19 protein-coding genes, 1 tRNA gene and 1 pseudogene are annotated in these 24841 nt (G+C 63.3%); 7 read left to right on the top strand and 14 right to left on the bottom strand.

Annotation, left to right across the window (positions count from 1 at the left end; all coding sequences use genetic code 11):
* Window positions 1-162 precede the first annotated feature (162 nt).
* Both QPK27_RS00230 and QPK27_RS00225 read right to left on the bottom strand, forming a co-directional pair.
* A complete protein-coding gene (locus QPK27_RS00230) occupies window positions 163-4332 on the bottom strand; it encodes a CheR family methyltransferase (protein ID WP_290416186.1) in 4170 nt (1389 codons plus the stop codon).
* Window positions 4333-4566: 234 nt separating this feature from the next.
* Window positions 4567-5169, bottom strand: a complete 603-nt coding sequence (locus tag QPK27_RS00225) for a hypothetical protein (protein WP_290416185.1) — start codon at window positions 5167-5169, stop codon at window positions 4567-4569.
* 401 nt (window positions 5170-5570) lie between these two features.
* Here QPK27_RS00225 and QPK27_RS00220 point away from each other — a divergent pair, with 401 nt between their 5' ends.
* The 3 genes from QPK27_RS00220 to QPK27_RS00210 are packed head-to-tail and all read left to right on the top strand — an operon-like array spanning window position 5571 to window position 6959.
* A complete protein-coding gene (locus QPK27_RS00220; protein ID WP_290416184.1) occupies window positions 5571-6062 on the top strand; it encodes a type VI secretion system tube protein Hcp in 492 nt (163 codons plus the stop codon).
* Window positions 6063-6072: 10 nt separating this feature from the next.
* Complete coding sequence (locus tag QPK27_RS00215) at window positions 6073-6597, top strand: hypothetical protein (RefSeq protein ID WP_290416183.1); 525 nt, start codon at window positions 6073-6075, stop codon at window positions 6595-6597.
* The gene (locus QPK27_RS00210; RefSeq protein ID WP_290416182.1) at window positions 6582-6959 is read left to right on the top strand and encodes a hypothetical protein; all 378 of its coding nucleotides are present in this window, start codon (window positions 6582-6584) and stop codon (window positions 6957-6959) included. Before QPK27_RS00215 ends, QPK27_RS00210 begins: the two co-directional genes overlap by 16 nt.
* Before the next feature lie 227 nt (window positions 6960-7186).
* Here the strand turns inward: QPK27_RS00210 and QPK27_RS00205 are convergent.
* From QPK27_RS00205 to QPK27_RS00170, 8 genes and pseudogenes are all read right to left on the bottom strand, one after another.
* Window positions 7187-7265, bottom strand: a tRNA-Ile gene (locus QPK27_RS00205).
* 116 nt (window positions 7266-7381) lie between these two features.
* Window positions 7382-9643 carry an RNA polymerase sigma factor RpoD gene (gene rpoD / locus QPK27_RS00200; RefSeq protein ID WP_290416181.1) on the bottom strand — a complete coding sequence of 754 codons (2262 nt, stop codon included), beginning with the start codon at window positions 9641-9643 and terminating at the stop codon, window positions 7382-7384.
* Window positions 9644-9882: 239 nt separating this feature from the next.
* Window positions 9883-11679 (bottom strand): DNA primase, encoded by a 1797-nt coding sequence (dnaG, locus tag QPK27_RS00195; RefSeq protein WP_290416180.1) that lies wholly within the window; start codon window positions 11677-11679, stop codon window positions 9883-9885.
* A gap of 333 nt (window positions 11680-12012) precedes the next feature.
* A complete protein-coding gene (locus QPK27_RS00190) occupies window positions 12013-12462 on the bottom strand; it encodes a GatB/YqeY domain-containing protein (protein ID WP_290416179.1) in 450 nt (149 codons plus the stop codon).
* A gap of 183 nt (window positions 12463-12645) precedes the next feature.
* The gene (rpsU, locus tag QPK27_RS00185; protein WP_005665410.1) at window positions 12646-12858 is read right to left on the bottom strand and encodes a 30S ribosomal protein S21; all 213 of its coding nucleotides are present in this window, start codon (window positions 12856-12858) and stop codon (window positions 12646-12648) included.
* A gap of 108 nt (window positions 12859-12966) precedes the next feature.
* Entirely contained in the window at window positions 12967-14184 is a 1218-nt protein-coding gene (locus QPK27_RS00180; protein ID WP_290416178.1) for an NAD(P)/FAD-dependent oxidoreductase, read from the bottom strand.
* Window positions 14185-14282: 98 nt separating this feature from the next.
* Window positions 14283-15272, bottom strand: a pseudogene (gene ybiB / locus QPK27_RS00175) (DNA-binding protein YbiB).
* A gap of 54 nt (window positions 15273-15326) precedes the next feature.
* Window positions 15327-16070 carry a hypothetical protein gene (locus tag QPK27_RS00170; RefSeq protein ID WP_290416177.1) on the bottom strand — a complete coding sequence of 248 codons (744 nt, stop codon included), beginning with the start codon at window positions 16068-16070 and terminating at the stop codon, window positions 15327-15329.
* 203 nt (window positions 16071-16273) lie between these two features.
* On the opposite strand from QPK27_RS00170, the gene QPK27_RS00165 reads away from it, so the two are divergent.
* The 3 genes from QPK27_RS00165 to QPK27_RS00155 all read left to right on the top strand — a co-directional run bounded on the left by QPK27_RS00165 (window position 16274) and on the right by QPK27_RS00155 (window position 19475).
* The gene (locus QPK27_RS00165; RefSeq protein ID WP_290416176.1) at window positions 16274-17335 is read left to right on the top strand and encodes a 3-deoxy-7-phosphoheptulonate synthase; all 1062 of its coding nucleotides are present in this window, start codon (window positions 16274-16276) and stop codon (window positions 17333-17335) included.
* Window positions 17336-17411: 76 nt separating this feature from the next.
* On the top strand, window positions 17412-18452 hold the full coding sequence (tsaD, locus tag QPK27_RS00160; RefSeq protein ID WP_290416175.1) for a tRNA (adenosine(37)-N6)-threonylcarbamoyltransferase complex transferase subunit TsaD: 1041 nt from the start codon (window positions 17412-17414) through the stop codon (window positions 18450-18452).
* 177 nt (window positions 18453-18629) lie between these two features.
* The gene (locus QPK27_RS00155) at window positions 18630-19475 is read left to right on the top strand and encodes an endonuclease/exonuclease/phosphatase family protein (protein WP_290416174.1); all 846 of its coding nucleotides are present in this window, start codon (window positions 18630-18632) and stop codon (window positions 19473-19475) included.
* Here the strand turns inward: QPK27_RS00155 and QPK27_RS00150 are convergent.
* The 3 genes from QPK27_RS00150 to ybaK form a co-directional block, all read right to left on the bottom strand.
* Window positions 19472-20140: a DsbA family oxidoreductase gene (locus QPK27_RS00150; protein ID WP_290416173.1), complete on the bottom strand. Its 669-nt coding sequence runs from the start codon at window positions 20138-20140 to the stop codon at window positions 19472-19474. The two genes, QPK27_RS00155 and QPK27_RS00150, sit on opposite strands and share 4 nt — an antisense overlap.
* Window positions 20141-20275: 135 nt before the next feature.
* Window positions 20276-20899 carry a glycerol-3-phosphate 1-O-acyltransferase PlsY gene (plsY, locus tag QPK27_RS00145; RefSeq protein ID WP_290416172.1) on the bottom strand — a complete coding sequence of 208 codons (624 nt, stop codon included), beginning with the start codon at window positions 20897-20899 and terminating at the stop codon, window positions 20276-20278.
* Between the two features lie 126 nt (window positions 20900-21025).
* Window positions 21026-21517, bottom strand: coding sequence for a Cys-tRNA(Pro) deacylase (ybaK, locus tag QPK27_RS00140; protein WP_290416171.1), 492 nt, complete (start codon window positions 21515-21517; stop codon window positions 21026-21028).
* A gap of 38 nt (window positions 21518-21555) precedes the next feature.
* Between ybaK and QPK27_RS00135 the strand changes: the two genes are divergently transcribed.
* Complete coding sequence (locus tag QPK27_RS00135) at window positions 21556-22530, top strand: endonuclease/exonuclease/phosphatase family protein (protein WP_290416170.1); 975 nt, start codon at window positions 21556-21558, stop codon at window positions 22528-22530.
* Window positions 22531-22754: 224 nt separating this feature from the next.
* Here the strand turns inward: QPK27_RS00135 and QPK27_RS00130 are convergent, their stop codons facing one another.
* Entirely contained in the window at window positions 22755-24836 is a 2082-nt protein-coding gene (locus QPK27_RS00130) for an EAL domain-containing protein (RefSeq protein ID WP_290416169.1), read from the bottom strand.
* Window positions 24837-24841: the final 5 nt, after the last annotated feature.

Genomic DNA, 24841 nt, shown 5'->3' with positions numbered 1-24841 from the left:
CGCGGTGATAGTTTGCAGCAAGATCATCCGGCGAGAAAGCGGAGCCGATAACAATCGACGCGTCGGCGGCGCAGCCGCCAACCCTACGTTCCTCCGCCGCGCTAGCTGCACTGCAGTAATTTGCAGCGCGGTCATCCGGCGCGAAAGCGGAGCCGATAACAATCACCGCGTCGTCGGTGGAGCCGACGATTCCCCACCCCGCGGCAGCAGGTCGTGCACGATCTCGTGCAGGCGCTCGACCGACACCGGCTTGCCCAGGTGGGCCGAGAAGCCCGCGTCGCGCGCGCGCTGGATGTCGGCGTCGCGCCGCATGCCGCTCAGGGCGATCGCCGGTAGCCGGGCATGCTTCGGCATGGCGCGCACGCGGCGCAGGAATTCGTAGCCGTCGATCTCGGGCATCGACACGTCCGAGATCACCAGGTCGACTTCCTGCCGCTCGAGCACGGCCAGGCCCTCGAGCGCGCTGCCGGCTTCGAACACGGTGGCGCCGCTGGTCTCGAGCAGCGACTTGAACACCATCAGCATCTCTTCCATGTCGTCCACCACCAGGATGCGCAGCCCGGCCAGGTCGTCGCCGCCCTTGCCGGCGCCGGCGCCGTGCGGCGCGGCGCTGCTGTCGAACAGCGGCAGCCAGACGCTCATGCGCGCGCCCTTGCCGATGCCGCTTGACGCGGCCTCGATGCGCCCGCCGTGCAGCGCCACCAGCTCCTTCACCAGCGCCAGCCCGATCCCGAGGCCCCCCTTGCTGCGGGTGGTCACCGCCATGCTCTGGCCGTACATGTCGAACACGTGCGGCAGGAACGACGGCGCAATGCCCTGGCCGTTGTCGACCACGTCGATGCGCAGCGCTTCCGGCTCGCGCGCCAGGCGCACCTCGATGCGCCCGCCCTTGGGCGTGAACTTGACCGCATTGCTCAGCAGGTTCATCACCACCTGCTCGATGCGCACCACGTCGGCCAGCACCGGCAGGTTGTCGGCGCCGCCGGTGAATTCGATCGTGATGTCCTGCGCGGCCGGATCGTTGCGCGCCGCATCCACCATGCCCTGCAGCAGGGTGTCGAGCACCACCGGCGCCATCGTGAGCGACAGCTTGCCGGTGCGCACGCGCGACATGTCCATCAGGTCGTCGATGATCTTGGCCTGGCTCATCACCGAACTGCGGATGACGGTGGCGGCGCGCATGAAATTGGCCGAGCCGCGCAGTTCGGGCATGCGCGACAGCAGCTCGACGTTAATGTGGATCATGTTCAGCGGGTGGCGCAGCTCGTGCGACATCACGGCCAGGAACTCGTCCTTCAGCGCGGCCGCGTTCTCGGCGTCCGAGCGCTCGGCCTGTTCGCGGTTGAGGGCCTGCTCGCGCTCCTTGCCCTGGCGCTCGCGCGCGGTCTCGTCGCGCGCGATTTTCGCGTAGCCATAGAAGTCGCCATTGCGCAGCGGCGTGGTGACGCCGCTGCAGAAGAAGCGGCTGCCGTCCTTGCGCTGGTGCCAGCGCTCGTCCTCGGCGCGGCCGTCCTCGCGCGCGCGGCGCAATTCGTCCTGCGGCACGCCGGCGGCAACGTCCTCGGGCACGAACAGGCGTTCGGTATCCTGTCCCTGCATTTCGGCTTCGCTGTAGCCGAACAGGGTCTCGGCGCCCCTGTTCCAGCTGGTGACGCGCCCCTCTTCGTCCATCGTGATGATGGCGTAGTCCTTGGCGCTCTCGGCCACCATGCGCATGCGCGCCTCGCTGGCGCGCGCCTGCTCCTCGGCGTGGCGGCGGTCGGTGATGTCGAAGAAGGTCATCACCGCGCCTTCGATGCGGTCCTCGTTGGTGCGGTAGGGCAGCAGGCGCACGATGTAGCAGCGCCCTTCGTTGCTGCGCACCTCGCGCTCGACCATGCGCAGGGTGTCGAAGGTGGCGCTGACGTCCTCGGCCAGCTGGTCGTAGTCGAGCTTGTGTGTCAGGTCGAGCAGCGAACGGCCGACGTCGCTGGCAATGATGGAGAACAGGTCCACCGCGCGCGGCGTGAAACGCTTGATGCGCAGGCCGCTGTCGACGAAGATGGTGGCGATGTCGGTGGAGGCGATCAGGTTGTTGAGGTCGTCGTTGGCCTTGCCGGTCTCTTCGACCTTGACCTTGAGTTCGTAGTTGACCGTGACCAGTTCTTCGTTGACCGACTGCAGTTCTTCCTTGCTGGTTTCGAGTTCCTCGGTGGCCGAGCGCAGCTCTTCGTTGATCGCCTGCAGCTCTTCGTTCGAGGCGCGCAATTCTTCGGTGGAGATCTCGGAATACTCGATGGTTTCCTGCAGCTGCTCGCGCTTGCGCTGCAGCTCGGCCTCGAGCTGGGACAGCACCACGTCGTGGCTGCCGTTGGGGCGCGCCGGCGCGGCGGCGGCGGCGTCGGCCGTGCTTTGCTGGAACAGCACCAGGATGAAATCGTTCTCGGATTCTTCGTCGCGGAAGGCGCGCACCGACATCGCCAGCGTGACCGGTTCGGCGCTGGTGTCCAGTTCGAGCGGGCGGCAATCGACCCGCCCGCCGCTCTGCCCCACCTGGTACATGGCCGAACGCAGTTCGAGGCGCAGCTCGGGCAGCACCAGCGCCAGCAGGCTGCGCGACGGCTCGCCGCCGCCCATGCGCAGGTATTTGCCGGCCTGTTCGGACACGTGCACCAGGTTGCCCTCTCGGTCGACCACCACCGACGGCGGCGCGATCTCGGCCAGCGCGCGCTGGTGCAGGTCGGCATAGGTCGAGGTGCGCTTGCCCTGCAGCTTGGGCCGGCTGACCTCGGGCAGGCGCACGCCGTACAGGGCCGAGGACGGGTTCTGGTAGTGCAGCTGGCGGCCATTGACGCGGGCGCGGTAGATGCGGTTCTTCTTGTCGACCGGGATGAAATATTCGGACACCGATTCGGCCGACTCGGACGAGCCCAGGAACAGGTAGCCGCCCGGTTTCAAGGCGAAATGGAAAGTCTGCAGCACGCGCGCCTGGACCTCGCGGTTCAGGTAGATCAGCAGGTTGCGGCAACTGATCAGGTCCAGGCGCGAGAACGGCGGATCGCGCAGCAGGTTGTGCGAGGCGAACAGGATGCGGTCGCGCAGCGTCTTGCGGATGCGGTAGCGGCTGTCCTCGCGCTTGAAGTACTGGCGCAGGCGCGACGGGGCCACGTCGGTGACGATCGAAACCGGGTAGTTGCCGGCGCGCGCGGCGTCGATCGCGTGGTCGTCGATGTCCGAGGCGAACACCTGGAACTGCGGCGGCTGCTCGCTCAGGGCCGACTGGTCGGCCAGCAGCATCGCCATCGAATACGCTTCCTCGCCGCTGGCGCAGGCCGCGACCCAGACCCGCACTTCGTCGCCGGCGGCGCGGTCCTTGTACAGCTCGGGAATGATGTCGCGCTCGAGCGCTTCGAACGATTCGCGGTCGCGGAAGAAATTGGTGACGCCGATCAGCATGTCGTCGAGCAGCGCCTTGTTTTCGGCGACGTCGTTCTCGAGCAGGTCGCGGTAGTCGCACAGGATCGCCGTCTGGCGCACCTGCATGCGGCGCTCGATGCGGCGCAGCACGGTGGCGCGCTTGTAATGGCGGAAATCATGGCCGGTGCGGTTCAGCAGCGAGGCGATGATGTCGTGCAGCGCATCTTCGGCGCCGGGATCCTCGTCCGGGCCGTCCGGCTGCGGCACCGGGGTCTCGGCGTCGCCCGGCGCCGGCAGCCGGATGCGCTTGGCGTTGTCCCACAGGTCGATCAGCTTCTGCGGCATCTCGACCACCGGCATGACGAAGTCGACCGCGCCGGTGCGGATCGCCGCCAGCGGCATGCCGTCGTGCTCGGCGTCGCCCGGGCTTTGCACGATGGTCAGGCCGCCCTGCTCCTTGACCCGGGTGATGCCGACCGCGCCATCCGATCCGGTACCCGACAGCACGATCGCGATCGAACGCTCGCGATGCACCTGGGCCAGGGTACGGAAGAACAGGTCGATCGCCACGTGCTGGCCGCGCGGGCGCTGCAACTCCTCGACCAGCAGCAGGCCGTCCACCATCGACAGGTGCAGGTTGGGCGCGATCACGTACACGTGGCCGGGCTCGATCTGGACCCGCGAAGTGACCTGGACCACCGGCATGCGGGTGGCGCGCTGCAGGATCGCGGCCGCCGAGCTGGGGTGGCGCGGCGACAGGTGCAGGATTACGACGAAGGCCATTTCATGCGCGGAGGGCATGTTTTCGAACAGGCGCTGGAGGGCGGGCAAGCCGCCGGCCGAGGCGCCGATGCCGATGACCGGGAATTGCAGGGTGCTCGGGACGATACCCGGCTCAGTGGGTACGACGCTGCTCGTCACTGCAGGATCAGACATTCTCGCCTCTTCGAATCATTGAGTGGGAGTGTAGACGATCTGTTACTAGGTTTGGATGAAAAGTGAGAAAAATCACAACTTATTTCGTACGGCTGTGATACATGACTAGTTTTGTTGGAGGCATGCATCGAAAGAACGTTCTGATTCGTACATGCAGGGCGTTCTCGCACAGCGGGAGATGCCGGTGACGCCGCTTGGGATGAGGTGGCCGCGAGTGCGCCAACGCGGCGAGCTTTACGGCTCTTCGCTGAAGTCGGCCTTTGCCGCCAGCACGCGCCGGAGCGATGTGTCCGGGTCCAGGCCCGCCATGATCAGGTTGATGATCTCCTGCTTGTCGTGCTGCGTCACCTTGTCGCAGGCACTGCGGTGCGAGCAGAAATAGGCGTACCAGGCGACATCGGCCGGGCGCTCCTTGCGCGGTTTCAGGCGTGCCGGCACGGTGGCGCGTACGGTATCGGCGTAGGTGGTAATCGTTGGCCGGGCCGCGCTCCAGTCGACGGCGGCAACGGCGTGGCACTCGGCTTCCCATGCATCTGCATCCCCTGTGGCTGGGCGCATGGTGGCGCGGTTGACGGCGAGACAGGCCAGGTCGGGATGACCGTACGCCGCGCAAAAGCCGCTGACGAAGCGCAGCTTCATGCCGATCCCGACCGGGACGGCACGGCCGAGCGCAGCATCTTTCGGTTGCAGCTTGCGTGCCAGCGTCAGCAGATCGGTGTAGGTGATCGGGGCACCGTGCATGGCATGGGCATGGTGCGCCAGCGCGTCGAACACGCGCAGGCCGATGTCGATGTCGTTGAGCGTGAAGCCGGTGTTGGCTGCGATGGCACTGGTCATGGAATCTTGGTCAGGAAACGATGCGGGTGATTGTACAAGCCATCACGACCTGCCCCTGGAAAAACAGAAGGGGCTGTGGAATACCGCAACCCTTCAGGTCGATTCAGCCAGGTCGCGGGAGGCTCATGGCGATGCATGGCGGAAGTGAGCAAGGCGTGAGGAGGCCGCATGGCGAGCTGCCGCAGTTGACCACTTGCTGGCATACCTGCGGCTTATGGTGTTCGAGCAGCGGCACTCTTCTTGATATTGAGAGTACTGGCTCTTCGCTCGGCGTACATGCGCGATTCGAACCATGCGCAGACGCACAAACCATTGATATAGAACCAACAAAAAACTGACGATCACTATGTTTTAATAAAAACAACTCTGTGATGATGGACTTCCATTAACAAGGAGGCATCATGGCTGCTGACGCATATCTTCAAATTGACGGTATCAAAGGCGAGTCAATCGACAGCTCGCACCAAGGGTGGATCGAGCTAACGTTTACTCACTGGGGTGTAACGCAACCAACGGTGAGCGCCAAATCTACTGGCGGCGGCCATACGGCCGGCCACTGCGAGCACCGCACTATTTCGCTCACCAAACTTGCCGACCTGGCCTCGCCGCTTCTCATGAAGCACTGCTCAATGGGCAAAACCATTCCGAAGGCAAAGCTTGAATTCATGCGCGCGGATGGCGACGGCAAGCCAGTAAAGTATTACCAGGTCGAACTTGAGAATGTCCTGGTGTCTCACATGGATCAGATCATGCAGGATGGTGGCCTGCTCCAGGATGAAATCGGCTTGTGCTTCTCGAAGGTCAAATGGACATACACCCATCAAACGATCCGCGGTGGCACGAGCGGCAGTACGTCCGGCGGCTGGGATCTCGCGGCCAAGAAGTGCGTATAAGGAGCCGACCATGGTCGTGCCAATTCAGCCGAGGGGCGAGAAGGGGTGGTTTATGCTGCCTCAGGCGCCCGAGCAAGCGGGCTACTATGTTTATGGCAATGTAAGAGGTGTTGCCGGCACCGGCCACCTGGCGCAGTACGCGCACGCCAATATGTTGTCGGTGATCTTCTGGGTCGAGCGGGAGTGGCAGGCCGTCGATCACAGGAAATTTGGCATCGGAAATATTAGCGTCTCTGATGGTTCGAAATACGACCACGGTACACATATGAGCGGTATCGAAATGGATATCCGACCAGTTCGAAAAGACAAGGTAGTCGGTCCAACCGCAGGGTGCTCTTACCGTGACACCTCGATCTATGACCAAGCCGCGACGATCAAATTAGTCCGAATATTCTTAAAGCACCCCATGACGCGAACCATCCTCTTCAATGATCCAGAGGTGCAGAAGGCATGCGGGCCACGCGTAAAGTCTTGGAAGAAGCATGACGATCACCTGCATATTGCGATCAGGGAGAACCTATGCCCCCCCGCTTGATTCTTATCGTCGGAGCAATCATTTTATTGCCAGCTCAGGCCGCTGAGGGAACGAAGGAGAACCGGCGATATATGGCAAAGCCGCTGATGGGCGACTATTACGTGTACGGTGGAAGCTCTGGCGATTCCACCCCGCCGACATCGAACGACCGCAAAGTGTCTTTCATGCTGACAGGGCCGCTCGCGAAAGAACTGTTTGACCACATTGGTCGGGATTCAAAAGTCGAATGCAAGCCTAGTCCTGACTACCGGGAAAGACGTCGAAGCGACCTTACTTGTACGTGGACAAAGGCATATGGCCACTCCTGTTACTTCGGCATGGATGGTCAGACCGGGAAAAGCCTGGATGACTACGATTGTTGAAGTAGCTCGGCCATCCTCTTGTACTGCTCAAGACCAAGCTCAATACCGTTGCCTTCGGTTTGAATCGCTGCGGCCGTCGTGGAGGCCGATTAATGTAATTCAGACCAGGACAACGTGATCGCTCAATTGCTTGCTGGCCGTATATGACCGAGCTATGGTACTAAATCAGAAATGGACCAGAAACAAAAAAGGCTTACGCGGAAATTCGCGTAAGCCTTTGTTTTTAATGGTAGGCCTCCCGTGAGTCGAACACGGCACCAACGGATTATGAGTCCGCTGCTCTAACCAAGCATGAGCTAGAGGCCCAGAAACTGGAACGGTGGAAAATGAACTCGCCACCGGCTCACCGGCATGCTGCCGGACGAGCGAAGTGGCGAGAGCATATTGCTTTTACTACAGGTCCGTCAAGCGTGGACCGACAATCAGCTGCTGCCCTCGAGGAAGCTCTTCAGCTTGTCCGAACGCGACGGGTGACGCAGTTTACGCAGCGCCTTGGCCTCGATCTGGCGAATCCGCTCGCGCGTCACGTCGAACTGCTTGCCGACCTCTTCCAGCGTGTGGTCGGTCGACATCTCGATGCCGAAGCGCATGCGCAGCACCTTGGCTTCGCGCGGGGTCAGCGAGTCGAGCACGTCCTTCACCACGCCGCGCATCGAGGCGTGCAGCGCGGCGTCCGACGGCGCCAGCGTGTTGTTGTCCTCGATAAAATCGCCCAGATGCGAATCGTCGTCGTCACCGATCGGCGTTTCCATGGAAATCGGCTCTTTGGCGATTTTCATGATCTTGCGAATCTTATCTTCCGGCATTTCCATCTTGATGGCGAGCGTCGCCGGATCCGGTTCGGCGCCGGTCTCTTGCAGGATCTGGCGCGAGATCCGGTTCATCTTGTTGATCGTTTCGATCATGTGCACCGGAATACGGATCGTGCGCGCCTGGTCCGCGATCGAACGGGTGATCGCCTGGCGGATCCACCACGTGGCGTACGTCGAGAATTTATAACCGCGACGGTATTCGAACTTGTCCACCGCCTTCATCAGGCCGATATTGCCTTCCTGGATCAGGTCCAGGAACTGCAGGCCGCGGTTGGTGTACTTCTTGGCGATCGAGATCACCAGACGCAGGTTGGCCTCGGTCATCTCGCGCTTGGCCTTGCGCGCCTTCATTTCACCGGCCGCCATCTGGCGGTTGATGTTGCGCAGGTCAGGCAATGGCAGCACCACGCGCGCTTGCAGGTCGATCAGGCGTTGCTGCAGTTCCTTGATCGTCGGGATGTTGCGGCCCAGGATGGCGCTGTAGGCGTGGCCGGCGTTGACTTCGCCGTCGACCCATTCCAGGTTCGTCTCATTGCCCGGGAACACCTTGATGAAGTGGGCGCGCGGCATGCCGCAGCGGTTCACCGCAACGTCGAGAATCTGCTTCTCGATGTGGCGCACTTCGTCGACCTGGCCGCGCAGCGTATCGCACAGCTTCTCGACCACTTTCGCCGTGAAGCGGATGCCCAGCAGCTCGTTCGAGATCGATTCCTGCGCCTTGACGTAGGCCTTGCTGTTGTAACCGTCCTTTTCGAACGCCTTGCGCATCTTCTCGAACTGCTGAGAAATCTCGCCGAACTTGCCGAGGGCCGATTGCTTGAGGGCTTCGAGTTGCTCGGCCGAGTAGCCGGCGGCGCCGGAGCTGCTCGAGGCTTCTTCTTCCTCTTCTTCCTCTTCTTCCTCGGCCTCGTCATCCTCTTCGTCGTCGGAATCGGTGGTGGTCGGGGCGACCGCGGTCGGCGAGGTCTGCTCGTCCTCTTCCGGATCGACCATGCCGTCGACGATTTCGTCGATCTTGATCTCGTCGCGCTCGATCCTGGCGGCGGCGTCGATGATCTCGGCGATGGTGACCGGGCAGGCGGAAATGGCCTGGATCATGTCGCGCAGGCCGTCTTCGATGCGCTTGGCGATCTCGATCTCGCCTTCGCGCGTCAGCAGTTCTACGGAACCCATCTCGCGCATGTACATGCGCACCGGATCGGTGGTGCGGCCGAAATCGGAGTCGACCGTCGACAGCGCCGCTTCGGCGGCAGCCTCGGCTTCGTCGTCGCTGGTAGCGTTCGGAACACTGTCGGACAGCAGCAGCGTCTCGGCATCGGGCGCGTGTTCGTACACGGCGATGCCCATGTCGTTGAAGGTGCCGATGATGCCTTCGATCGCTTCCGGATCGACAATGTTCTCAGGCAGGTGGTCGTTGATCTCGGAGTACGTGAGGAAGCCGCGCTCCTTGCCCGACTTGATCAGGGCCTTGAGCTTGTTGCGGCGCAGCTCGAGTTCTTCTTCGCTGGCCTCGGTATCGGACGAGAACGCGTCCTTGAGCAGCGCCTTTTCCTTGGCCTTGCGGTCCTTGGCCTTGGCCTTGTCCGCAGCCTTCAGTTCGGCGCGCTCGACCGCGTTCAGTGCGGCGATCTCATCGTTCTCGGGGGTGAATTCTTTGGGCTTGCGGCCACGGCGTCCCGGTACCTTGACGGTCGGCAGGACATAGCCGGACGTGTCGATCGCAGCCAGTGCGGCTGCATCGGTCGTCTGGCTGACAGGCGCTGGGTTCGCCGTACGAACCTCGGCCTTGTCTTGCGATTTATCCACCTTGGCGGCGGCGGACGCTCTCGTGGTTTTTACAGCCACTTTGGTTTCGGGTTTCTTGGTTGGCACAGGCGCTTTCGATGTCACAACGACGAACTTTACGATGGTTAAAGATAAAGTTTTGTTACCTTACATCTCCTGCAGGCACAAATCTATGGCCCCGCTAACTGAAACACGACGCATGCAATTGAACCAAAAATGGTTTCAACAGTTGCAATAGTTAGCGTTTTATTATAGCACGCACCCCTTTTTTTTCCAGTTGCGGACGCCTGCCCATCCATGGCGGATGAGACCGGTTTTGAAGGCGATCATCGGGGTGTCATCTCTGCGGCAGCCTCGCGGGCCAGGAGGTCCTGCTCAGCGACGATCTCGCGGTAGCGGGTGCTTACCTGATCTGGGGTCAGTCCCGCAGAAAACAACTGGTTAAGTTCTTGTTTTAACGAGTCCATCTTGATTTGACGTACCGCACTGAGCAGCACAATGCGGTCGGAATCGGCATCGTTTTCCGGTTCCGCGGCGATCTCGGCGATCATGTCGTCGTACTCGGTCGTCACCTCGCGCAACTGTTGCGACAACGCCGCAAAGGTGCCGGCTTCGCCCAGCGCCTGTGCCGTTTCGACCAGATGGCGCAAGCGCTCGCTCGATTCTTCGCCGAAATGGTCGAACGCCGCCAGCGCCTGTTCGTCGAGCGCCAGCGCCAGGTGCGGATGGGCCACCAGGATGCGCAGCATCTTCAGTTCCAGGCCGACCGGCTGCGGCCGGCCCTGGCGCGGCGGCGCGCGTTTTACGGCGGCCACCGGCTTGGACAATTCGAACAGGCTTTCGATCTCGGCCGGAGTCGACTGGGTCATGCTGGCCAGGCCGCGCACGATCTGCAGGCGCAGGCTGGTCGGCGACATTGCCTGCAGCAGCGGCCGGGCTTCGAACTGGGCGTGGGCGCGGCCTTCCGGTGAATCGAGGTCATGTTCCTGGGTCACTTCGCGCAGCAGGAATTGCGACAGCGGCATGGCGTCGGCGATCTCTTGCTCGAAGGCTTCGGCGCCGCGTTCGCGCACGAAGCTGTCCGGGTCGTGCTCCTGCGGCAGGAACAGGAACTTGATGGTCTTGTCGTCGCCCACCTGCGGCAGGCAGGCCTCGAGCGCGCGGCGTGCGGCCTTGCGCCCGGCGCGGTCGCCGTCGAAGCTGAAGATCACGGTGTCGGTCTGGCGCAGCAGCTTTTGCACGTGGGTACTGGTGCAGGCGGTGCCGAGCGTGGCGACCGCTTGCGGGAAGCCGAGCTGGGCCAGCGCGACCACGTCCATATAGCCTTCGGTCACCAGCACGTAGCCAGCGTCGCGGATCGCTTGGCGCGCCTCGAACAGGCCGTACAGTTCCAGGCCTTTCTGGAACAGCGGCGTTTCGGGCGAGTTCAGGTATTTCGGCTCGCCGCCATCCATCACCCGGCCGCCGAAGCCGATCACCTGGCCCTTGGTGTTACGGATCGGGAACATCACGCGCTCGCGGAAGCGGTCATAGCGCTTGTGACGGTTGCCCTCTTCGTCGACCTTGTCGATCACCAGGCCGGACTCGACCAGCACGTGGGCGTCGTAATCGGGGAACACGCTGCGCAGGCTGTCCCAGCCGGAAGGCGCGTAGCCCATGGCGAAGCGGGCGGCCACTTCGCCGGTCAGGCCGCGTTTCTTGAGGTAGCCGATGGCGTTGGGGGCGTCACGCAGCTGGGCACGGTAGAAGTTGCAGGCTTGCGTCAGGGCGTCGGTCAACGCCAGCGATTGCGCCTGCTGGGCGGCGCGCTGGGCCGGCGGGATCTTGTCGTCGTTGTCCGGCACGATCATGCCGACGTTCTGGGCCAGGTCCTTGACCGCGTCGACGAAGCCCATGCCCGAGTACTCGATCAGGAAGCCGATCGCGGTGCCGTGGGCGCCGCAGCCGAAGCAGTGATAGAACTGCTTGGTCGGGCTGACCGTGAAGCTGGGCGACTTTTCGTTGTGGAACGGGCACAGGCCCATGAAGTTGGCCCCGCCCTTTTTCAGCTGGACGTAGCGGCCGACGATGTCGACGATGTCGACACGGTTAAGCAAATCGGTGATGAATGTTTGCGGGATCACTTTGGCGTTACTCAGTGTTTGTCCGGGTTCAGACTATACCGCAGGGCTCGCTGCAAGTTGATGTGCAACAAGTTGCGAACGAGGATGGGTCCGCTGTAGGTGGTGGTGGCTGTCGGTGTTGTTTAGTTGGCGTTGGAGAAATCGCCGAGGCCGGCTCACCATCTAACTCAAATCAACGTCGTTCCCGCGGAGGCGGGAACCCAAGTTTGTTTGCGCGCCACTAAACGCGAACATAATGGTTGAGTGACGAAACTTGGGTCCCCGCCTGCGCGGGGACGACGGTTTCAGAGCTGACGAATAATATTGCTAACGCTGCTCGCCGAGCAACGCATCTTACGCGCCGGCCAGCGCTTTCTTGACCAGCGCGGACACCAAGGTCATGTCGGCACGGCCTGCCAGCTTCGGCTTGAGCACGCCCATCAGCTTGCCCATGTCGCCCGGACCGGCGGCGCCGGTGGCGGCGACCGCAGCAGCGACTTCGGCGGCGATTTCCTCGTCCGACAGGCCGGCCGGCATGTAGGTCGACAGGATCGCCAGTTCGGCTTTCTCGATCTCGGCCAGGTCGGCACGGCCGCCGGCTTCGAACTGGGTGATCGAATCCTTGCGCTGCTTGATCATCTTTTCGATCACGGCCAGCACCTGGGTGTCGTTCAGCTCGGTCTGTTCGTCGAGTTCCTTGCGCTTGACTTCGGCAATGATCAGGCGCACCGCTGCCAGGCGGCCGCTTTCCTTGGCGCGCATTGCCGCTTTCATGTCGTCGGTCAGTTGTTCTTTCAAGCTCATGGGATCTCCGTATTAGATGAATGGGGCTGCAAAATCATACTGAAATGCATGCAATAGAATGCACGCAATAAGTTGCAGCCAAACGACAAAACCCGCTGCGGCGATACCGGAGCGGGCTTGCGGACGTCAGCGACTCGCCGGGACAGGCAATGCCGTCACCGGGTCTTGGCCGGCTGGACTGTCTTAGTACAGTTTCTTCGGCAGTTGCTGGCTGCGGATGCGCTTGTAGTGGCGCTTCACTGCAGCGGCCAGCTTGCGCTTGCGCTCAGCGGTTGGCTTTTCGTAGAACTCGCGAGCGCGCAGTTCCGTCAGCAGACCGGTCTTTTCGATGGTGCGCTTGAAGCGACGCATTGCGACTTCAAACGGCTCGTTTTCTTTAAGGCGGATAGTGGTCATGTAAAAAATTCAAACCGTTGGATTTAGGGAAGAACGAAATTCTAGCAGCATTTCAAGCCCAGTGGAAGCTTTTATCAAGATGTGATCCATTTGCCACATCGGCAATTCTCACGTTGCCGCCAGCGCCAGGCCGGCCGCCACGCCCGAGGCCCAGGCCCACTGGAAGTTGTAGCCGCCCAGCCAGCCGGTGACGTCGACCGTCTCGCCGACGAAATATAAACCTGGCACTTTATTCGCCATCATGGTCTGCTGCGACAGCTCGCGCGTGTCGACGCCGCCCAGCGTGACCTCGGCCTTTTTATACCCTTCCGAGCCGGTTGGGACGATGGCCCAGCGGTTGATGGCGTCGCCCAGCTTGCGCAGTTTGGCGTCGGCCATGTCGGCCAGACGCGCATCCGGCTCGAAACCATTTGCCGTCAGCAAGCCCTCGGCCAGGCGCGCCGGCAGCCATTGCGCCAGCACATTGCCCAGCTGTTTCTTTTCGCTCTTCTTCAGGCCGATCAGGGTTTCGGCCACGTCCATTTCGGGCAGCAGGTCGATCATGATCGGCGTACCCGGCTGCCAGTAGCTGGAAATCTGCAGGATCGCCGGACCGGACAGGCCGCGGTGGGTGAACAGCAAGTCTTCGCGGAAATGACCACGCACTGAACCCTTGCCTTTGCCGCTGCCGGTGCTCACTTCCACCTCCAAAGCGATGCCGGCCAGCGGCACGAACGGCTGCCAGCTGGGACCGTCGAAGGTCAGCGGCACCAGGCCGGGACGGGTCTCGATGATCTTGAGGCCGAAGCCGCTGGCAATGCGGTAGCCGAGGTCGGTCGCGCCGATCTTCGGGATCGACAGGCCGCCGGTGGCGACCACGACATTGGCAACGTCAATCTCGCCATGGTCGGTCTCGACCACGAAGCCGGTATCGCTCTTGCGCACGCCGCCGACCTTGCACGGCATCCACCATTTCACGCCGCCCAGCTCGCATTCCGCGCGCAGCATGGTGATGATCTGCTCGCTCGAGTCATCGCAGAACAATTGCCCCTTGTGCTTTTCATGATGGGCGATGCGGTATTTCTTGACCAGGCCCAGGAAGTCCTGCGCCGTGTAGCGCGACAGCGCGCTCTTGCAGAAGTGCGGGTTCTGCGACAGGAAGTTCTGTGGGGCAGCGTTGATGTTGGTGAAGTTGCAGCGCCCGCCGCCCGAGATGCGGATCTTCTCGGCCAATTTCGTTGCATGGTCGAGCAGCACCACGCGCTTGCCGCCCTGCGCCGCCACGGCCGCGCACATCATGCCGGCCGCGCCCGCGCCGATTACCGCCACATCATATTGTTTTGCCATGCTGCCGTCTTCCTGGCGCTCGCGCGCTTGCCCAAACCCGCCATTGTAATCCGGCGGGCGGGTCGCAGTCAGCAGCTCAATTGCGCCCTGGCTGCAACTCAGGCCGGCAGCGGCTGCCGCTGGCGCAGCGCGCGCGCCACTTGCACGCAGTGCGCCACCTGGGTCGCAATCGAGGCCGGCACCGGCACTTCACCGCGCAGCGCGGCGCCGATCCACGCTGCGGTGGTGGCCGCGTCGCGTCCATCCGGTACGTCGGATTGCAGGTCGGTCGGCGCGTCGCGCTCGACCAGCAGCGTCTGCTGGCCTTCATGGAACCAGTCGATGCGCTGGGCGCGGTGCGGATGGGCCACGGTTTCGCCCTCGGTGCCGCGCATCAGGAAGGCGTCGCCGCGTTTTTCGTTGGCTGCTTCCACGAAATAAGCGCCCAGCGTTTCCAGCTACTCGGGGTGGGTGTACGACACCAGGCGCAGCGCCGGGCCGTCGAATGGCTGCAGGATCTTGACCAGGGTGTGGGTCGAGTTGCGCACGCCCAGCACGCGGCGCAGCGACAGCATGTGCGCCAGCTGCGGCGCCAGGCGCTCGATCGGGACGAAGGCCGGGCGCTGCGCGGCGAAAGCGTCCACGATATCGGCACTGGAACCGGCTTCGGCCAAGCCGAGCTCGGCCAGGATCTCGGCAGTGGTGACGCGGCCAGGATCGTTGCGCACGCCATGCACCAGCACCGGCACGCCTTCACGCGCCAGCAGCAAGGCCAGCAGCGGGGTCAGGTTGGCCAGCTTGCGTGCGCCGTTGTAGGTCGGGATCAAGACCGGAGCGAATTCGCCCGGCGGACCAGGCAGCGGCGCGAATGAAGCTTCGGCAGCGTCCATGAAGCCGGCCAGCTCGTCCACGGCTTCGCCCTTGATGCGCATCGCGAGCAGGATCGCGCCCAGTTCCAGGTCCGAGACCCGGCCCTGCAGCATGGCCTCATAGAGATTGCGGGCATCAATGCGCGACATGCTGCGCGCCCCTTTGACGCCGCGGCCGATTTCCTTGATGAAGGGTGCGGCTACAAAGCGCGTTTGATCTGTTTGGATATCGATAGTCATGGCAAAAGGATACACGGATACTGCGATGATACGGCTGCCATGTTAGCTAACGAACTAAGGCACTGTTTCGTGACGCCGCCTTACCAACTCCTTACCCTCCAAAGGGATCGACCTGCTTCTATTCTGTTCAACGATGGCAACGTGCTTATCCGTTGCCGCGATGACGAGCCCGAACGCAATAGGCTTCCCATCTTCCATAATTTCGGCACAAAAAAATCTTTGTTTTGAAACGACCTCACATCCTTTTTCGATGCGCTTTAAATAATTTTTAGCATCCCGCTTTCCCGCTCCTTGTCCTACCGCTACTGGCAAGATGAGAAAAAACGCGATCAAAATTGGCGTATAAAAAGTTATCAGTGAGCCGAAAATCGGAAGGGCAATGCTGAACGAGATCTGCCTAAGTCGACGAGCGTTCTTGACTTGAGCCTGGATCCGCTTCACCCACAAACGTTCTTCCAGCATCACCATCAGCAACACGACCACCATTATCAATATCCATGCAAGCAAGATCACACCAGCAACGGTGAAGTCCGAGAGCATTGGAGACAGAAGCGAAATAAATGATGAGAAGAAGGCATAAAAGGCAAAAATGAAATATCGAGCTGCATCCTGCGGGTAGATATCTGAATCGATGCCGAGGTCGTCAAGAAGAGTTTGGTGGTACACAACGCCTACTAGATACGCTGCCCACGTAAGTATAGAAAGAAATACTGTTCCATTCAGTATCCTCGCATAGGGCGACGGTAATGGTGTTGCAACAGCGTGTCGCTGAAGAGCTTGAGGGCGTCTGAATTTCATGAAGTAATGTAAATCCTAGTCAACTCAAGATTGTTCCACACCAAAGCGTACTAAACATCTGAATTGCATGCTAGTTGCGGCCAGGAAATTGATGTGCTAAAAATCCGCCTGCTCTCAGACCGACTGGCTCCTCAAGGATCTGTGCACGTGCAGCAATTTCCGTCTACACTGGTCAATCCACCAAGAGACTCCAAGACAGCATCATGATCAGCACGCCCGATATCGAAAACACCAACGTCAGCTCGTTCGCCCGCATGCCTACGCCGGTCGAGCTGCACGCCACCCTGCCGCTGAGCGACGCCGCCTTCGCCACCGTGATGGCCGGCCGCGCCACCCTGCGCAACATCCTCGACCGCAAGGACAAGCGCCTGTTCGTCGTGGTCGGTCCCTGCTCGATCCACGATCCCGAAGCCGGCCTCGACTATGCGCGGCGCCTGAAGGCGCTGCAGGAAGAAGTCAAGGACACCATGGTGCTGGTGATGCGCGTGTATTTCGAGAAGCCGCGCACCACCACCGGCTGGAAGGGTTATATCAACGATCCGTTCATGGACGATTCGTTCCGCGTCGACGTCGGCATGGAACGCGCGCGCCGCTTCCTGCTCGACGTGTGCGAGCTGGGTTTGCCGACCGCGACCGAGGCATTGGACCCGATCTCGCCACAATACCTGGGCGACCTGATCGCCTGGACTGCGATCGGCGCCCGCACCACCGAATCGCAGACCCACCGCGAGATGTCGTCCGGCCTGTCGACCCCGGTCGGCTTCAAGAACGGCACCGACGGCGACGTCAGCATCGCGGTGAACGCGGTGCTGTCCTCGTCCAGCCCGCACGCCTTCCTCGGCATCAACGACCAGGGCTCGGTGGCGATCGTGCGTACCAGCGGCAATGCCTACGGCCACGTGGTGCTGCGCGGTGGCGGCGGCCGGCCGAACTACGATTCGGTGTCGGTCACCATTGCCGAGCAGGCGCTGGAAAAGGCGAAATTGCCGGCCAACCTGGTGGTCGATTGCTCGCACGCCAACAGCTATAAAAAGCCGGAACTGCAGCCTCTGGTGATGTCGGACGTGATCCAGCAGATCCGCCACGGCAACCGCTCGCTGGTGGGCGTGATGATCGAATCGAACATCGTCAGCGGTGCTCAGTCGATTCCTGCGGATCTGTCGCAGCTGAAATACGGTTGCTCGGTGACCGATGGCTGCATCGGCTGGGAAGAAACCGCGGCAATGTTGCGCAGCGCGCATCAAGAATTGCTGCAACGTCCGTAAAAACGCAGCGCTCTCCCGGGAACGCTCGTTCCCGGGGTAAAATCTCCGGTTCCGCTCTCTTCCTCGGTAATCCCCCATGATCGTTCTCGGCGTCGAATCCTCCTGCGATGAAACCGGCTTTGCTCTGTATGACACCGAGCGTGGCCTGCTGTCCCATGCCCTGCACTCGCAGGTGGCCATGCATGAAGAGTATGGCGGCGTGGTGCCGGAACTTGCTTCGCGCGACCATATCCGGCGCGCCATTCCGCTGCTGGACGAGGTGCTGAACCGCGCCGCGATTCCGGCCTCGAATATCGACGCCATCGCCTATACCCAAGGTCCCGGCCTGGCCGGCGCGCTGCTGGTCGGCTCCTCGGTCGCCTGCAGCCTGGGGCTGGCGCTCGATAAACCGGTGCTGGGCGTGCACCACCTCGAAGGCCACCTGCTGTCGCCCCTGCTGGCCTCGGAGCGTCCCGAATTTCCGTTCCTGGCGCTGCTGGTGTCGGGCGGCCACACCCAGCTGATGCGCGTGGACGGCGTCGGCCGCTACACGCTGCTGGGCGAGACGCTCGATGACGCCGCCGGCGAAGCCTTCGACAAGTCGGCCAAGCTGCTGGGACTGGGTTACCCGGGCGGGCCGGCGATTTCGCGCCTGGCCGAGTTCGGCGACCCGAGCGCCTACACGCTGCCGCGGCCGATGCTGCACTCGAAGGACTTCAACTTCAGCTTCTCGGGTTTGAAGACTGCGGTGCTGACCGTGGTGAAGAACCACGAAGAAAAGGTAGTGGCGAACATCTGCGAGCAGGACAAGGCGAATATCGCGCGCGGCTTCGTCGATGCGATCGTCGACGTGCTGGTGGCCAAGTGCGTCAATGCGCTCAAGCACACCGGCCTGAAGCGCCTGGTGATCGCGGGCGGCGTCGGCGCCAACCGCCAGCTGCGCGCGGCGCTCGATGCGGCGGCCGTCAAGCGCAAATTCAAAGTCTATTATCCGGAGCTGGAATTCTGCACCGACAACGGCGCCATGATCGCCTTCGCCGGCGCCATGCGGCTGGAGCGCAATCCCGATCTGGCGCAGCGTGATTACGCTTTCAACGTGCGGCCGCGCTGGCCGCTCGACGAGCTCGAAGCCGCCTGAATGTCATCCGCATGACACCGCAATAGCGGGCGCGGCGCTGTCGATTTCGGCGAGTGGCGCCCCCTCTTTTCAGTGGCTTCGGCATTGAACTTGCCAGTCTGACACCGATCCTACCGTGTGACCGTCCCTTGCCAAACGGTGGCAATATCCCATGGTCAAGATTTACGGAGGTGAACAATGCGCGTTGTAAGCTGGAATATTCGTTGGGGTTGCGGCAAGGACGGACGAATACGGATCCATGCGATCATCGACGTGTTGCGGCGCCTGAATCCCGATGTAATCTGCCTGCAAGAAGTGGCTGCCAACCATCCCGAGCTCGAGGGCAGCGCCAGCGCCAACCAGTTCAAGCAACTTGCCGGCGCCTTCGGCGGCTACCATGCGATGGAGCATGCGCCGAGCGAAATCTACAAGAACAATGTCCCGCGCCTGTTTGGCAACCTGATCCTGTCGAAGTACCGTATTTCGCAGGTGCACCGCCACCTGCTGCCGTGGCCGGCCGATCCGGCGCATCCGGCCGGCATGCCGCGCGGCCTGCTGGAAACCGTGGTCGACGCCCCGGCCGGCAAGCTGCGCCTGCTGACCACACACCTGGAATATTATTCGCCGCCGCAGCGCATGGCGCAGGTGGCGCGCATCCGCGAACTGCACGCCGAAGCCTGCGCGCGGGCGCGCCTGTTCCAGCCCGATCCGAGCCTGGATGCGCCGTTCCAGCTGGGCTTCCGGCCCGGCTCGGCGATCCTGTGCGGCGATTTCAATCTGGCGCCCGACGCCGATGACTACGCGGCGCTGCTGGCGGCGCCCGAGCACGGCGCGCTGCCGCTGGTGGACGCCTGGCGCGTGCTGCACGGCGACGCGGTGCGCGCGCCGACCACCGGGCTGCACGGCTTCCCGTGGCCGGAGCGGCCCGAGTGCTACGACTACTTCTTCGTCACCGACGACCTGGCGCCGCGGCTGAAGGCGATCGACGTGCAGTCCGAGACGGCCGCCTCGGACCACCAGCCGCTGGTGCTGGAACTGATTTAAGACGCCGCAGCCGCCGGCGCCTCGTAGGCCGGAATCTCGCGCAGCGCACGCTCGAAGATCTCCGGCGGCTGGCCGCCCGAGATCAGGTGCTTCTGGTTGATGATCACCGCCGGCACCGACTTGATGCCGGCGCGCAGGAAGAACTGCTCGCGCTGGCGCACTTCGTCAGCGTACTCGTCCGACTTCAGGATGCGTTCGGCGACTTCGCGGTCCAGGCCGACGCTTTCCACCGTGCGCAGCAGCACGTCGTGGTTGCTCGGGTCTTCGCAGCGGGTGAAATAGGCTTCGAGCAGGGCTTGCTTGAGCTGGCGCTGGCTGCCTTCTTCCTCGGCCCACGATAGCAGGCGGTGCGCATCGAAGGTGTTGTAGATGCGGCCGCGCCGCTCCATGTCGAAAGTGAAGCCGACCGCGGCGCCGCGCGCGCGGATGGTTTCGCGGCTGGCGGCCTGCTGCTCGGCGGTGGCGCCATATTTCTGGGTCACGTGCTCGACGATGTCCTGGCCGTCCGGCCCCATGTCGGGATTGAGTTCGAAGGGCTGGAAATGCAGGTCGACCTTGACCTCTTCGCCCACCTTCAGCAGGGCTTGTTCCAGCGATTTCAAGCCGATCGCGCACCACGGGCACGAGACGTCCGACACGAAATCGATCCTGAGTTGCTTGCTCACAGCGCACCACCTTTCTGTCTTGCGCGGCGCACGCTGCGCCGCATTCAAGAGCTATGGTAACGCGTGACGGGATTTTCAGCGCGCGCCCGGCGGTTGGCGGCCGGGCGGCTGTGGAAAGTGCGGGATGAGCTGGCGTTATTTGGCTTTTTTGGCGCCCGCCGACTTGCTGCCGATCTTCGATTCCTTGCCGGCGATCAGGTTGCCGATATTGCTGCTGTGGCGCCAGATCAGCAGCGCGCTCATCACGATGACGGCGAACAGGATGCTGTCGGCGCCGAACAGCAGGCCATAGTACAGCGGCGCGAAGATCGACGCGATCAGCGCCGCCAGCGAGGAATAGCGGAAGGCGTAGGCGATGATCAGCCAGGTGGCCAGGGTCGCCAGGCCGAGCCAGACGTTGATGCCCAGCAGCACGCCGAGCGCGGTGGCCACGCCCTTGCCGCCGACGAAGCGGAAGAACACCGGCCACAGGTGGCCGAGGAAGACCGCGATCGCGACCAGCGCCACGCCGTCGTCGTCGATGCCGTACTGCGCGCCGAAGCGCACCGCCAGCCACACCGCCAGCCAGCCCTTGGCGGCATCGCCGATCAGGGTCGCGATCGCCGCCTTCTTGCTGCCGCTGCGCAGCACGTTGGTGGCGCCGGGATTCTTGGAACCGTAGGTGCGCGGATCGTTCAGGCCGAACGCGCGGCTCATCACGATCGCGAAGGAAATCGAGCCGAGCAGGTAGGCGGCAATGGTGGCAATCAGGGTATTCATCGGGTCTCTCTCGTGTGATCCGGAGCGCGCTTTTGCGCGTTGCTATGCAAGCTGCTTACGTGTGCAATCAGGTACTTACCGGAAATTGGTGCGTGAATATACACCATCGGGAGCGGGCGGCGAAAGCTACTCGGCCAGCGCGCATTGCACGGGCCGCGCCTTCAGCACCTCGACCAGCACGCGCGGATCGATCCCGATCAGGTAGCCGCGCCGGCCGCCGTTGATGTAGATCTTCTCCAACGCCAGGATGCTTTCTTCGACGTACACCGGCATCGCCTTGCGGATGCCGAACGGCGAAGTGCCGCCCACCAGGTAACCCGAATGGCGCTGCGCCACCTCAGGTTTACACGGCTCGACCGATTTGCAGGGGATAGCGCGCGCCAGGTTCTTGGTCGAGACCTTGCAGTCGCCGTGCATCAGCACGATCAGCGGACGCGCCGCTTCGTCCTGCATCACCAGGGTCTTGACCACGTCGTGTTCGGGCACGCCGAGCGCCTGCGACGACACCGCGGTGCCGCCGTGCTCTTCGTAGTCATAAGGATGCTCGGAAAACGCGACGCCGTGCCTGCGCAGGAACTGCGTCGCCGGTGTCTCTGACACGTGCTCTTTCTTTGCCATGCGTGGTACGCTAACTCTGAATAACAGGGGTTTCTATTATGCAGGAAGAAATACGGTTTGCCACCTTCAACACTTTCAACCTGGCCCCGCCCGGCGTCCGCCTGTATGACAACCTCGCGCCCACCACGCCCGAGGAATACGAGGCCAAGCTCGACTGGACAGCGCACCAGCTCGACCTGATCAATGCCGACGTGATCGGCTTCCAGGAAATCTTTTCGCAGAGCGTGCTGCGCGAAGTGCTGCGCCGTACCCGCCGCTACCGCGACGCCCACCACGTCGGCTTCGATCCCGATCCGCTGGCCGCGCGCCTGACGCCGAGCGTGGCGCTGGTGTCGCGCCTGCCGCTGGCCGAGCCGGGCTCGGCGCTGGGCATGTTCCCGTCCAACGTGGCGATGCCGCCCGGCAGCCGCGACCCGGACCGCTTCACGCGCGCGCCGCTGCACGCGGGCGTGATCGCGGCGCCCGGCGTGACGATCGACGTGGTGGTGGTGCACCTCAAGTCGCGCCGGCCCGACTACCGTTCCAGCGACAGCGGCGCCGATCCGCACCTGTATGCGCTGGCCTGCCTGCGCTCGCTGGTGCGGCGCGGCACCGAGGCCACCGCGCTGCGCGTGCTGCTCACCGAGATGGGCCACGCCAACCGCCGCCCGCGCATCGTGCTGGGCGACTTCAACGACGTCGCAGATTCGGTCACCACCGAGATCGTGCTGGGCGAAGGCACGCCGCCAGGCGAACGCCTGTACGACGCGGTGCAGGTGCAGCGCCGGCTCGACCACCAGCGCCACGTCGGCTTCTCGATTTTGCACGACACGCGCCACTCGACCATCGACCACATCCTGGTGTCGCCCGAATTCAATGCCGCGCTGCCGCAGGCGATCGGGGAAGTGGTGGATGTGGTGTACCTGAACGACCACCTGAACCTGGGTCTGCCCGAGGCGTCGGACCACGGGCAGGTGCTGGCGCGGATCAGGTTGTTCCAGCAGGGTGGCGAGCTGGACGCGGCGCTGGGATAATCTGGTACTAGGACACGTAGGGTTGGCGGCTATGCCGCCGACGCGTCGATTGTTATCGGTGCCAATGTCGTACCGGATGATATTGCGGCCAACGATCACCGCGTCGGCGGCGTAGCCGCCAACCCTACCATTGCAGCAATTGTTATCGTTTCCGGTATCGCGCCGGATGATTTCACGGCCAACGGTCGACGCGTGGACGGCATAGCCGTCCACCCTACACCCACTTACCCCGGATGCGGCGCCAGGTCCGGCTCGGCACTGGCGGCACTGGCCAGGAAGCCCTGGTAATCGTCGCAGCCATGGCGCCGCAGGAAATCGAGCTGGTCCGGCGTTTCCACGCCCTCCCCCACCACCCGCAACCGCAGGCTGCGCGCCACCGCAATGATGGCCGGCACCATGGCGGCGTCGACCGGGTCGTGGCCGGTGTCGCCCACGTAGCTGCGGTCGATCTTGAGCTTGGTGAGCGGGAAGCGCCGCAATGCTTCCAGGCTCGACAGGCCGGTGCCGAAGCGGTCCACGCTCAATTGCACGCCGCGCGCCCGTAGCGCCTGCGCTGTGGCGGCAAACGCCGCTTCGCTGCGGATCAGTGCATCCTCCGGAATTTCCAGGTCGAGCGATTGGGGCGCCAGGCTGGCCGTGGCCAGCGCGGCGTCGACCGCCGGCAACAAGCCGTCGTGCGCCAGCTGGGCGTCGGACAGGTTTACCGCCACCGCGACCGGATGGCCGGCATCCTGCCAGGCGCGCGCCTGGCGGCAGGCTTCGCGCAGCACCCATTCGCCGATCGGCACGATCAGGCCCGATGCTTCGGCTGCCGGCAAGAAATCGTGCGGCAGCAGCAGGCCGCGCTCGGGATGGCGCCAACGCAGCAGCGCCTCGACCGCGGTGACGCGCCCGCTCGCCACCTCGATCTCGGGCTGGTATTCGAGCACGAACTCGCCGCCGTCGAGCGCCTGGCGCAGGCGGTTTTCCAGTTCCACGCGCTCGACCACGTGCGCGTTCATCGCCGGGCTGAAAAAGCGGAAGGTGTCGCGCCCCTCCTGCTTGGCGTGATACATGGCCAGGTCGGCATGGTGCAGCAGGGTTTCGACCTCATCGCCGTCGTCCGGGCACAGCGCGATGCCGATCGAGGTCGACAGCGTCAAGGCCTGGCCGCCGATGTCGACCGGGCGCGCCACCGCCTGGGTCACGGCGCTGGCCACGTGGGCGGCCTGGTCGGCGCCCTTGATATCGGCCAGCAGCACCACGAATTCGTCGCCGCCCAGGCGGCTGATGGTGTCCACCGCGCGCACGCAGCCGCGCAGGCGGCCCGCCACTTCGCGCAGCACGATGTCGCCGGCCTGGTGGCCGTGGGTGTCGTTGACCGCCTTGAATTTGTCCAGGTCGAGGAACATGACGGCGAACTGCTCGTGCTGGCGGCGCCAGGTGGCCAGCGCCTGGTGCAGGCGGTCGAGGAACAGGATGCGGTTGGGCAGTCCGGTCAGGGCGTCGTGCTCGGCCTGGTGGCGCACCTGCGCTTCGGCGCGCTTGCGCTCGCTGATGTCGGACAGCATCGCCATATAGCTGCTGACGTCGCCGTGCGGGTCGCGGATCGCGGTCAGGGCGATGCGCACCGGATAGCGCTGGCCGTCGCGCCGCACGCCGGCCAGCTCGCCTTCCCAGTGGTCCTTGCCGTCCAGCTCGGCCCAGATGCGCTCGTAGAAGCCGTCGTCGGCGTCCCAGCCCAGGCTCGCCAGCGGCCGGCCGACGATCTGCTCGGGCGTATGGCCGGTGATGCCGGTGAAGGCGCCGTTGACGGCGCGCACGCGGTATTCGGCATCCATCATGATGATGGCGTCGCGCGCGTTCTGGAACACCTGGGCCGCCTGCTGCAGGTTGCTCTCGGCTTCCTTGCGCGCGGTGATGTCGACTTCCATGCAGAACACTTCCTGCATCACGCCGTCGTGCTTGATCGGATAGTGGCAGGAATACACCCAGTGGCGGCGGCCGGCGCTGGACTGCACCTGCCAGTCGAGTGCCGGCGGCGCCAGGCCGGTGTTCCAGATGTTGGCGATCGCCGCTTCGAACTCGTCCTGGCGCTCGATGTGCTGCACCAGCTGGCGGTAGGGCTGGCCGACCGCGGTCGCCGCCGGAATGCCGTACAACTGTTCGCTGGCGTGGTTCCAGAAGCGGATGACGCCGGCGCGGTCCATCGAGTGCACCGCCACCGCCGGCGCGAGTTCGAGCGCGGTGACGAAATGGTGCAGCCAGCCAAAGGCCGCGGGCCCGCGTCCGGGCGGATCGGATATATCCGGCGTCTCTTCGCTCACGGCAG

Source organism: Massilia sp. YIM B02443 (genome assembly GCF_030411955.1).
Taxonomy (GTDB): Bacteria; Pseudomonadota; Gammaproteobacteria; order Burkholderiales; family Burkholderiaceae_D; genus Telluria.
Note: the sequence above shows the minus strand (reverse complement) of the source record. Positions and strands in the feature narration are given on the sequence as shown.